Here is a 10,188-nt window from a genome sequence, read left to right as displayed (position 1 = left end):
ATGCCCTGCATCCTCAGCCCCGAGATCGCCACGCGCTCGTCGGGACTCAAATGCCGATACGTCTCTCGTCTTTCCATCGCGACACCTTACCTGGGTAGGGGTGTTGCACTTCAGAATTGAGACCGCCTCGTGCCGTGCATGCAGAGATGGACGCGATCTTGGCCATGGCGCGTACTGCGACACAAGGGCTTGTTGGAGCGACGCTGTACACGACAACCTTTCCCTGCCACAGCTGTGCCCGTCACATCGTGGCAGCCGGCATTGAACGCGTCGTCTACATCGAGCCCTATGACAAGAGTCTGGCCCAGGAGCTGCACCGGGACGCTATTACGTTCGAATCCATGCCCGAGCGTGACTCTGACCTTGGAACGGCGGAACCGACGACAGCGGATCAGCGTGTACGCTTTGAGCATTTCGAAGGGCTGGCGCCAAGGCTCTTTCCCGTTGTTTTCAGGTCAAGTGGTCGAAAGGACGTGCGGTCGGGAGCGTTCATTCCACTTCGAGACAGCGCTCCAGGAAAGGTCCTTCCCGAGTACATGGACAACTACACCGAATTCGAGACTGCGGCATCCACGCACTTTCAGAAGGCGTATCGCCATGCGTGCAACGGACGTGCACCTCAGGTCGTCCAGCCACGAGGGGAGGCAACATGATCTTGAAGTTCGATCTCTCGCGGTTGTCTTCGCCGTCGCGGCGAAGCCATGAAGGATCCAGCAATGCCTCGGCCCGTGTCATCGCGCTTTTCACGGAGCGGTGCGCCGAGGCAGTCCCCGGGCGACGAGAGCCCTTGGATCCGGGCTCTCCCGAGTACCACGCCCTTGTTCGGCGCATTCACGAGAGGGCGAAGAAGCTCTCCTGGTAGCCATGCCAATGGATACGCCCTGATCCCGATCAGATGCCATCCCGGCATCTCCCGTTCGATCACGCGCTGGCGGCCGCTCAATGCGGCTTGCGCCGCTGCCGTTGCTCGAAGTCGTCGCCGTGATAGACGTTGCCGTCCCAGGTGCCCGAGCGGCGCTTCGCGCGGGCGATGGCGTCGAGCGCCGCGTCATGCGCCGCGCGGCGCCGGTCCCGGGAATTGAAGCGGCCCTTCAGGCCGAAGCCGCCGGACAGGGAGCCCGTCCGCTTGAACCACGATCGCCACGCCATCCGATGCCGTAGCGGCAGGGCCATGTCGATCGCGAGGCAGACGCAGACCAACAGACCGAGAGCGGCGATGACTTTGGCGAACATACGTCGGCGCTGTGAATCACGCCATGCTGGCGTGCAAGCCGCCGACTATACGCGAGCCCCAATGGGCTCAGTCGCGGTGATGACCATGTCCATGGCCACGGTCTCCGCGGTCGCCACGATCACCGCGGTCCCAGCCGCCACGGTCGCCGCCACGGTCGCCGCCGCGATCCCAGCCGCGATGGTCGTCGCGGCGCTCTTCCCAGCGCCGGCCGTCCCAGCCGCGGCGGTCCTCATGCCAGTCGCGGCGGCCGTCCCAGCGGCCATCCCAGTGGTCGCGGCGCGGCGGATCCCAGCGCGGAGGCGGCGGCGGCGCATACACCGGCATCGGGTGCACGTGCGGGCGGCCGTAGTACACCGGCGCATAGGTCCGCGAGTACCAGTCCTCGCGGACGAAGTACACCGGCCGGCCGCAGGCACGGTAGTAGCCGCAGTGACGGGCCCAGTAGCGGTAATGGTCGGGCGGCACGCGCAAATAGAGCGGCGGCGCCGGGTCATAGACCCGCTCGATGACCATCGGCTGCGCATAGATGACGTCCGGGCGGGTGTTGCCGACGTCGATCCGGCCATAGAAGCCCGGCTGGCCGACGCTGATGGACACGCCCACGTCGCCAGCGAAGGCCGCTGGCGCGGTCAGCGCGCCGGCCGTCAGCGCCAGTGCGCCCAGGATGCGGTGGATCAGATGCTTCATCGAGTGCCTCTCTTCGGTGCCGGTGGTCCGGTTCGCCATCCGACCTCCCTGCTGGAGGTCATGGGCGGCGCGTCCGGAAACAGCCTGCCTAGGGAAAGTATGGACAGTTAACGCGCGCTTGACGGATCCGGTGCACAGCGCAGCGGTAAGCAGTTGTTGGCCGCGTTCCTAGAATCCCGCGTCCCCGCCGACCTGCGGGGCGTGGAGCAATGATTTGAAGCAATGGATCCTGACTTCCCTGGCGCTGGCGACCCTGGCGACGGGGCTGGGCGCCGGCGAGCCCTCGCTGGCGCAGACGACGGCGGCCGCCCCCGTCGCGGTGGCCAACCGGCCGCTGACCCTGGAACAGCTGTTCCGCGCCGAGTCCTACCGCGGCGAGTCCGCCAAGGACCTGAAGTTCAGCGCGAGCGGCCGTTACGTCGCTTACCTCTGGAACCCGTTCGGCGAACCCGGCAGCGACCTCTACGTCCACGACACCCAGACGGGCCGGACGGTCCGCGTGACGTCGCCGGCGCTGATGGCCGTGGTGGAGACGCCGGAGAACCTGGAGCGCTACGCCCGCAAGCTCAAGCAGAAACGTGATGAGCTGGCCGAGCGCCAGGCCCGCGAGGAGGCGCAGGCCGCCTACCTGCGCGGCGAGCCCGTGGATCTGGATCAATGGGAGCGCCAGGCGATCGCCGATCTGAAGGTCGAGCTGGCCGAGCGCAAGGCGCGCGAGGACGCCCGCAAGGCGGCCGAGAAGGCGGCCTGGGGCGAGGCGCCGTCGGCCGCGCCGGCGCGGGCTTCGGGCGCGTCCGCGGCGGAGGCGAAGAAGCCGGCCAAGGATCCCAAGGACATGGCGCTCTGGGAGCTTCGCGACGAGCTGAAGAAGAAGCGCGAGCGCGAGAAGCTCAAGCCCGAGGACCTCTACCCCGGCGTGTCGCAATTCGTGTGGGCGTCCAAGGGCGATGAACTGGTGCTGGCCTATCGCGGCCAACTGCTGCGCTGGAAGGCGGGCGCGGACCGCGCCGAGCCGCTGCTGTCGACCGGCCGCACGCTCAAGCCGGTCGCCTACGCGCCGGACGACCAGTCGCTGATCGTGCAGGACGAGACCCGCGTGCTGCGCGTGCGCCTGGCCACGGCCGGCATCGAGGTGATCAACCGCGAGCTGTTCAACCCGGACGACGAGGACCGCAAGTTCCGCATCGCCCAGACGGTGATGAGCGAGGACGGCCGCTGGATGGCGCTGGTGGCCAACGCGCCGCTGGTGAACGCGGATGGCAAGCCGCTGCCCAAGCCGGGCCGGCAGGTCGAGATCATGAATTACGGCGACCGTTTCGCGACGGCGAAGAAGGTCGACCGCGAGGTCTCCGACGACAAGCGCGGCTTGCCCGCGATGGCGATCTACATCCGCAAGGTGCCGGCGGCCGGCGCCTCGCCGGAGCGCCAGCCCGAGCCGGTGTTCACGCATCCGGGCGGTGACGCGTGGTTCGAGATTTCGCCGGTGGTGTGGGCGCGCGACGGCAGCCGCTACGCCTTCACCACCTTCGAGCGCGAGAAGGACCTGCTGCGCGTCTACCTCGGCAAGCCCGGCGACGCGAAGCCGGAGATGGTGCTGGAGCGCCGCGCGCCCATCCACCACGAGCTGGTCAACGTGATGACGCCGTCGTTCACGCCGGACTCGAAGCAACTGGTGCTGATCCTGGCCGACAACGGCTGGCGCCAGCCCTATGCGATGAGCCTGGCGGCGGGCGCCGACCGTTCGGTGACGCCGCTGGTGAAGGGCGAGTTCGAGGCCTTCCAGGTGCTGGGCTTCACGCCGGATGCGAAGACGATGTTCGTCGTGGCCAACAAGGACGACCTGGCCGCGATGAATGTCTGGCGCGTCGAACTCAAGGACGGCCGCATGACGGCGCTGGGCCGATCGCCGGACTACCACCGCAACGCGGCGGTGGCGCGCAACGGCCAATGGGCCGCGGCGGTGGCGGGCAACTGGGCCGAACGCCCAGAGCTGAAGCTGTTGAAGGGACAGGCCGCCGCATCGGGCGCCGAGCCCGGCAAGCTGCTGACGCAGAGCCACGACCCGGCCTGGGCCAAGGTCGACGTGCTGCGGCCGGAGCGCTTCAGCTTCCGCAACCGCCACGGCGACATGATCCCGGCCTATGTGTTCAAGCCGCTGGGCTGGGCGCCGAGCGACAAGCGCGCGGCGGTCGTCTACACCTACGGCGGGCCGCTGAATGACCGCCATTCGGTCGAGACCGACAGCTTCCAGCCGACCGGCTATGTCTTCGCGATGTACATGGCGGCCAAGCATGGCTACGTCACGGTGACGGTGGATCCGCGCGGGCATTCCAACTACGGCGAGAAGTTCGCTGATGCCAACTGGGAGCAGCCGGGCGCGCCGCAGACCGAGGACCTGGAGGACCTGGTCGCCTACATGAAGGCCAACCTGGGTGTCGACGGCCAGCGCATCGGCCTGAATGGCTGGAGCTTCGGCGGCTTCCAGACCCAGTACACGATGTATACGAAGCCCGACCTGTTCGCGGCCGGCATCGCGGGCGCGGGTCCGACCGAATGGGAGAACTACAACAGCTGGTACAGCGGCCGGACCATCGGCAAGGTGGACCGGACCAAGCCGGTGCTGCGCAAGTATTCGCTGCTGCCGCTGGCCAGGCAGCTGAAGAAGCCGCTGCTGCTGGTGCACGGCATGCAGGACCCGAACGTGCTTTACCAGGACACGGTCAACGTGTACCGCGCGCTGCTGGAATCGGGCAAGGAAGGGCTGGTCGAGCTGTTCCTGGATCCCGATGGCGAGCACGCCCTCGGCGGCGCGGTGAAGCCCGCGGGCTGGCACCGCAAGTACGAGGCGTTCTGGCTGCGCAACCTCGGACCGGCGCAGCAGAAATAAGACATCCCCCCAGAAAAGGCCCGCGGTTGAAAAGCCCGCGGGCCTTTTTCTTTTCCGGCTCCATCACGTTCTCTCGACGTTGAATTGACGTCGTCCAATATCCGCAACACCCGTTGACGGAATATTAATATTGCATCAACGATATCTTGACGATTTTGCATCAATTCATTTCAGGCTTCCCCCATCGAGGGGTATTGGCAACGCCCTTGTCGCCGGAAAGAATCAATCGCAATGAATCAACAGGGTGGTCGGGGATATTCGATGCGAAGGCTGTGCGCGCGTATTTCGAGGCTGGCAAGGACAGGGTTTCTGCTGCTTGGCATGCTGCTGATGCTGGCGGCATCGAATTGCGCATCGGCCTCTGACGACGAACCGGTCCGGCTCTGGAAAATCACGCCGCATCCCGGGACCACCGTCTTCATTCTCGGCATCTCGCATTTCGGCAGCCGCTTGGAACAGGACGACTATTTCCAGAAAGTGGTCCTTCCCGCGTTCGACAAGTCGGACGTGCTTCATATCGAGGGGGGCGAGCGGACCTTCGTCAATGACATGCCGGAGTGTCCAACCCCTTTGACCGGGAAGGATGCCGAGGCGGTCGATCAGGCGCGCGACGTTCTTCGCCGCGGCGCGGTGCCGTACTTCAGGACCGTGCTTGCCGATCTCCCCAACGGGCCGCCCAGCGAGGAAATCCTTCAGAGCAACGCCGCCCTGCACGTGCGGGACATATCCGAATTCGGTCTCCTGCTGATGCTGCGGCTGCAATATCAAGTGCTGGAGGGCGGGTTGCCGCAGGCGCAGGCGGACGTCCTTCCGACGCCGGTCGTCAAAACCCTGATGCAGCGCCGGACGAATATCGATATTCGTTCGGTGGATGAGCATGATGATTTATGGGCCGCCTATTGCGGCAGCAATGCGCGGGCCGAAATCCTGAAGTGGCATATCCAGAACTTCGATCCCGAACGTCCGCTCAAACAGGCGACGGTGGCCGACGCGGCGAGTCAGGTCGAAAACCTCGCGCGCCGGGTTTTCGTGGACAGGCATATCGATCCGAATCCATTCCTGGACATGTTCGTCTGTCCAAGAAACGAGCGCTGGCTGCCACGCCTGCTCGAACTCGACGACGGGAAGACGCATTTCGAAGCCCTGGGGGCCGCGCATCTCTTCCCTTACGAGGGCATCACCCGCCGCTGTGACGGGCTGCTCGAGGATCTGCGGCGCAGGGGGGTGGCGGTCACGCCCGTGCCCTGAGTCGCCGATGTCGTGCCTGTCACGACTCCCGGCCGGTCACGCCGGCCATTTCAAGCAAACCAAGGTGAGGAAGAAACAATGGAAGTTCTTGATCGTGCCCTGTTCCGCCACGTCTCCGGCGCGGGAAGCACGGAACCCGTGCAGAAGCCGATCTCCAGCACCATCAAGGATGGCGTGCAGGTGGACAAGTTCGACCTCGGCAACGGGGGCATCGCGATCGTGACCTGCACCGGGGTCACCGTGTCCCTCAGCCTGGGTCTCCAGGGCAGGAAGCTGATCGACCTGAACGGCGGTTTCGGCACCACCGTCACCTCCTGCAAGATCACCACCATCGACAAGGATGGAAAGATCATCGATCAGAAGAACGCGGACGCCAGCGACGTCGACAAGGGCGACGTGCAGATCGCCGAGAACGGCACCGTGGCCGACGGCAGCGACGGCAGCAGTGGCGACACGGGCAGCAGCGGCGGTGCCGGCGATACCAGCGAGCCTGGCGACACCGGCGGCGGCGACACCGGTGGCGGCGACGCTGGCGGCGGTGATGCGGGCGGTGGCGGTGGCGGCGGCGGTGGCGGCGACAAGCCGATCTACGAAGAAGAGCAGGACTGATGCCCCGCTGAGCAAGGGCGCCCGCGGGCGCCCTTGCTCTTGCGCCTTCCACCGGGCCGGCTCTTCGCGGCCGGCCGTCCAGCCCGGACCCCGACGTGAACTCATTTTTCAGACGTGAGGTGCTGCCTGCCGGCGACCTGCAGCCCGGCGGCATCCTGCTCGTGCGGCCGCCGTCGCACACCGCGTTCGCGGCACTGGCCGGCGTGCTGCTGGCACTGCTCGTGGCGGCGATGACGCTGATCAAGTACACGCGTCACGTGGAGTTGCAGGGCGTGCTGGAACCCGAGTCCGGTGTCGCAAAGATCTACGCGCCGCAGAACGGCGTGCTGGCCGAGGTGCTGGCGCCGGTCGGCACCGAGGTGCGCCGCGGCGACGTGCTGCTGGTCTTCAGCACCGAGCACCTGGGCCGCGACGGCGGCGCCGTGGAGGACCGGCTCGACCGGTCGGCCGCGGCGAAGGTGGCGTCGCTGGAAGCGGAGCTCGCCGCGACGCGTCAGTCGCATCGCGACGAGCTCGACAACGCCGCCAAGAGCCTGAACGAGCAGCGCGGACTGGCTCAGATCCAGCGCGACCAGCTCGAGGGCCTGGCGCAGCGCATCCAGAGCGCGCAGACGGAGGTCGATCGCTACCACGGCCTGCAGGCGCAGGGCTATGCGTCGGCGCAGATGCTCGACAACAAGCGCGCGGAGCTGCTCGATCAGCGGGTGCGGCTGCAGTCGGCGCAGCACGACCTGCAGTCCACCCTCGCCGAGATCGGCCGCCTGCAGCGCGACATCGCCGCGATGCCCGCGCGGCAGCAGGTCACGCTGGCGCAGCTGGAGCGGGCGCTGGAAGCCGCGCAGAGCGAACTCCGCCAGCAGCAGGGCTCGCATCGCTGGTCGATCGCGGCGCCCTTCGATGGCGTCGTGTCCTCGCTGGAGCTGTCGCCGGGACAGACCGTGGGCCCGTCGACACCGGCCGCGACGCTCACGCCGCGCGGCCAGCCGCTGGTGGCCAAGCTCTACGCGCCCAGCCGCACCATCGGCTTCCTCAATGGGGGCGAGGCCGTCCACATGAAGGTAGACGCCTTCCCCTTCCAGAAGTTCGGCCTGCTGGACGGGCAGGTGACGCATGTGTCCCGCACGCCGGTGGCGGCGAGCGAGCTGTCGCCCGCCTCCCACCTCGCGGTGCTGATGCCCGAGGCCCAGCAGGCGCCGGAACCTTCCTACGCGGTCACCGCGCAATTGGCGGCGCAGGCCATCCCGGCCTATGGCCGCGCCGCGCCGCTGCGGCCCGGCATGCAGGTCAGCGCCACCGTCGCGCTGGACGAGCGCCGGCTGTACGAGTGGATCTTCGAGCCGCTGCGCGAGAACGGACATTTCGGGATCTGACATGGACATGACCTTGCTCGGTTTCGGCGCCGGCCCGCGGCTGCCGGTGGTGCTTCAGGCGGAAGCCTCGGAGTGCGGGCTGGCCTGCATGGCGATGGTGTTGTCCGCCCACGGCCATCACGTCAGCCTGGCGGAACTGCGGATGCGCTTCCCGGCCTCGCTCAAGGGCACGACGCTGGAGACGCTCGCCTGCATCGCCGAGGCGACCGGCATGGTGCCGCGCGCGCTGCGGCTCGAGCTGCACGAGCTGGCGGCGCTGCAGACGCCCGCCGTGCTGCACTGGGACCTGCAGCACTTCGTCGTGCTGCGCGAGGTCCGCGGCGAGGTGCTGCACCTGCACGATCCGGCCGCCGGCGCCGTGACGCTCACCGCCGCGCAGGCCTCGCCGCACTTCACCGGCGTGGCGATGGAGCTCAGTCCCGGCCTGGAATTCGGCCGCAAGCCGCCGGCGCCGCCCGTCGCGCTGGCCCAGCTGGTGGGGAAGATGCGCGGCGTGGCGCGGTCCCTGTTCCAGCTGTTCCTGCTGGCCCTGGTGCTGGAGGCCTTCGCGCTGCTCACGCCGGTGCTCACGCAGTGGATCACCGACGAGGCCATCCTCGCCGGCGACGCCAGCCTGCTGAACGTGCTGGCGCTGTCGGCGCTGACGGTCGGGTTGATCTCGGTGGCGATCGGGGCGATGCGGTCGTGGATGGGTCTGTACGTCACCACCTCGTTCACCGCGCAGTGGATGGGGCAGGTCATGACGCGATTGCTCCGGCTGCCGGTGGCCTTCTTCGAGCGCCGGCACCTGGGCGATGTCGTGTCGCGCTTCGGCGCGGTGACGCCGCTGGCGGAGACCGTGACCCGCACCGCCGTGGAGCTGGCCCTGGACCTGGTGATGGTGTGCGGCAGCCTGGCCATGATGCTGCTGTACTCGCCGTCGCTGGCGCTGGTGCCGGTGGGCACGGCGCTGCTGTACGTCCTGGTGCGATGGAGCCGCTATGCCTCGATGCGGCTGTGGTCCGCCAGCTATTACGCGAAGCAGGCCAAGGAGCAGTCGCACTTCTTCGAGACCGTCCGCGGCGTGCGCACCATCAAGCTCTTCAATCGCGAGAACGAGCGCCGCAGCGCCTGGATGCGGCTGTGGATGGCGGCGACCAACGCGCACGTGAAGATGCTGCGGCTCAATCTCTGGTTCGGATCGGGCTGGTCCGCGCTGCAGACGGCGGAGCGGGTCGGCCTGCTGTGGCTGGGCGCGAGCCTGGTCCTGAGCCACCGCATGTCACTGGGCATGCTGCTGGCCTTCATCTCGTTCGCCGAGCAGTTCACCTCGCGCGCCAATCTGCTGATCGATCGCGTGGCCGAATGGAAGCTCACGGCGGTGCAGACGGAGCGGCTGGCGGACATCGTGCTGGCGACTCCGGAGGAGACGCGGCCGTTCGCGTCCGAGCCGCCGGCGGACACCTCGGTCGCGCTGGACCGGGTGACCTTCCGGTATGGCACCGACGAGGCGCCGGTGCTGTCCCAGGCCTCGCTGCGCGTGGCGCCCGGCGAATGCGTGGCGCTGACCGGGGTCTCGGGTGCCGGCAAGACCACCTGTCTCAAGCTGATGCTGGGCATGCTCAAGCCCGCGAGCGGCGCGGTCCTCGTGGGCGGGAGGCCGCTGGACCGGCTGTCGGTCCAGGGCTATCGCGAGCTCGTGGCGACCGTGCTGCAGGACGACCACCTGTTCGCGGGCACCCTGCTGGACAACATCTGCTTCCACGACGCGAAGCCGGACGTCGAGTTCGCCATGGCCTGCGCCCGCGTGGCCCGCATCGACGACGAGGTCCGCGCGATGCCGATGGGCTATCACACGCTGGTCGGCGACATGGGCACGGCGCTGTCCGGCGGCCAGAAGCAGCGCATCCTGCTGGCGCGCGCGCTGTACAAGCGTCCGCGGATCCTGTTCCTGGACGAGGCCACGAGCCACCTGGACCTGGAGAACGAGGGCGCCATCGCCGAGGCCCTCGCGGGCCTGGACATCACGCGGATCATGATCGCGCACCGGCCGCAGACGATCGCCATCGCGGACCGGGTCCTGCGGCTGGAGGGCGGGCGTTTCGTGCCGGTGCGGCGCGGTGAAGCCGCCGCGACGGACGGCGCGCCGCACCTCGCGGAGGTGGCCTGAGCGG

General features: G+C 67.8%; 9 protein-coding genes. 7 read left to right on the top strand and 2 right to left on the bottom strand.

All coding sequences use genetic code 11. The annotated features are described in order from the left end of the window. Positions 1-134: 134 nt before the first annotated feature. Positions 135-653, top strand: coding sequence for a deaminase (locus tag ABDW61_RS10760; RefSeq protein WP_343638541.1), 519 nt, complete (start codon positions 135-137; stop codon positions 651-653). 286 nt (positions 654-939) lie between these two features. Here the strand turns inward: ABDW61_RS10760 and ABDW61_RS10755 are convergent, their stop codons facing one another. Both ABDW61_RS10755 and ABDW61_RS10750 read right to left on the bottom strand, forming a co-directional pair. After that, positions 940-1,233, bottom strand: coding sequence for a hypothetical protein (locus tag ABDW61_RS10755; protein ID WP_343638540.1), 294 nt, complete (start codon positions 1,231-1,233; stop codon positions 940-942). 67 nt (positions 1,234-1,300) lie between these two features. Then, a complete protein-coding gene (locus ABDW61_RS10750) occupies positions 1,301-1,921 on the bottom strand; it encodes a hypothetical protein (protein ID WP_343638539.1) in 621 nt (206 codons plus the stop codon). Positions 1,922-2,135: 214 nt separating this feature from the next. On the opposite strand from ABDW61_RS10750, the gene ABDW61_RS10745 reads away from it, so the two are divergent. From ABDW61_RS10745 to ABDW61_RS10720, 6 genes are all read left to right on the top strand, one after another. Further along, complete coding sequence (locus ABDW61_RS10745) at positions 2,136-4,808, top strand: prolyl oligopeptidase family serine peptidase (RefSeq protein ID WP_343638538.1); 2,673 nt, start codon at positions 2,136-2,138, stop codon at positions 4,806-4,808. Between the two features lie 146 nt (positions 4,809-4,954). Next, complete coding sequence (locus ABDW61_RS10740; protein ID WP_343638536.1) at positions 4,955-5,173, top strand: hypothetical protein; 219 nt, start codon at positions 4,955-4,957, stop codon at positions 5,171-5,173. Continuing rightward, the gene (locus tag ABDW61_RS10735; RefSeq protein ID WP_343638534.1) at positions 5,130-6,056 is read left to right on the top strand and encodes a hypothetical protein; all 927 of its coding nucleotides are present in this window, start codon (positions 5,130-5,132) and stop codon (positions 6,054-6,056) included. The genes ABDW61_RS10740 and ABDW61_RS10735 overlap by 44 nt, the downstream gene beginning before the upstream one ends. A 78-nt stretch (positions 6,057-6,134) precedes the next feature. Then, positions 6,135-6,665 carry a hypothetical protein gene (locus ABDW61_RS10730; RefSeq protein ID WP_343638532.1) on the top strand — a complete coding sequence of 177 codons (531 nt, stop codon included), beginning with the start codon at positions 6,135-6,137 and terminating at the stop codon, positions 6,663-6,665. 95 nt (positions 6,666-6,760) lie between these two features. Beyond that, positions 6,761-8,035, top strand: a complete 1,275-nt coding sequence (locus ABDW61_RS10725; RefSeq protein WP_343638530.1) for an HlyD family efflux transporter periplasmic adaptor subunit — start codon at positions 6,761-6,763, stop codon at positions 8,033-8,035. A gap of 1 nt (position 8,036) precedes the next feature. Then, a complete protein-coding gene (locus ABDW61_RS10720; protein WP_343638528.1) occupies positions 8,037-10,184 on the top strand; it encodes a peptidase domain-containing ABC transporter in 2,148 nt (715 codons plus the stop codon). Positions 10,185-10,188: the final 4 nt, after the last annotated feature.

The sequence above is a fragment of the Roseateles sp. genome, assembly GCF_039595595.1.
GTDB lineage: Bacteria > Pseudomonadota > Gammaproteobacteria > Burkholderiales > Burkholderiaceae_C > Roseateles.
This window is presented reverse-complemented; position numbering and strand designations above follow the sequence as displayed.

Bases quoted from the DNA above. Each gene is read 5' to 3' on its own strand.
- ABDW61_RS10720 (WP_343638528.1), top strand. From the start codon at position 8,037: ATGGACATGACCTTGCTCGGTTTCGGCGCCGGCCCGCGGCTGCCGGTG.
- ABDW61_RS10750 (WP_343638539.1), bottom strand. From the start codon at position 1,921: ATGAAGCATCTGATCCACCGCATCCTGGGCGCACTGGCGCTGACGGCC.
- ABDW61_RS10730 (WP_343638532.1), top strand. From the start codon at position 6,135: ATGGAAGTTCTTGATCGTGCCCTGTTCCGCCACGTCTCCGGCGCGGGA.
- ABDW61_RS10755 (WP_343638540.1), bottom strand. From the start codon at position 1,233: ATGTTCGCCAAAGTCATCGCCGCTCTCGGTCTGTTGGTCTGCGTCTGC.
- ABDW61_RS10735 (WP_343638534.1), top strand. From the start codon at position 5,130: ATGCTGCTGATGCTGGCGGCATCGAATTGCGCATCGGCCTCTGACGAC.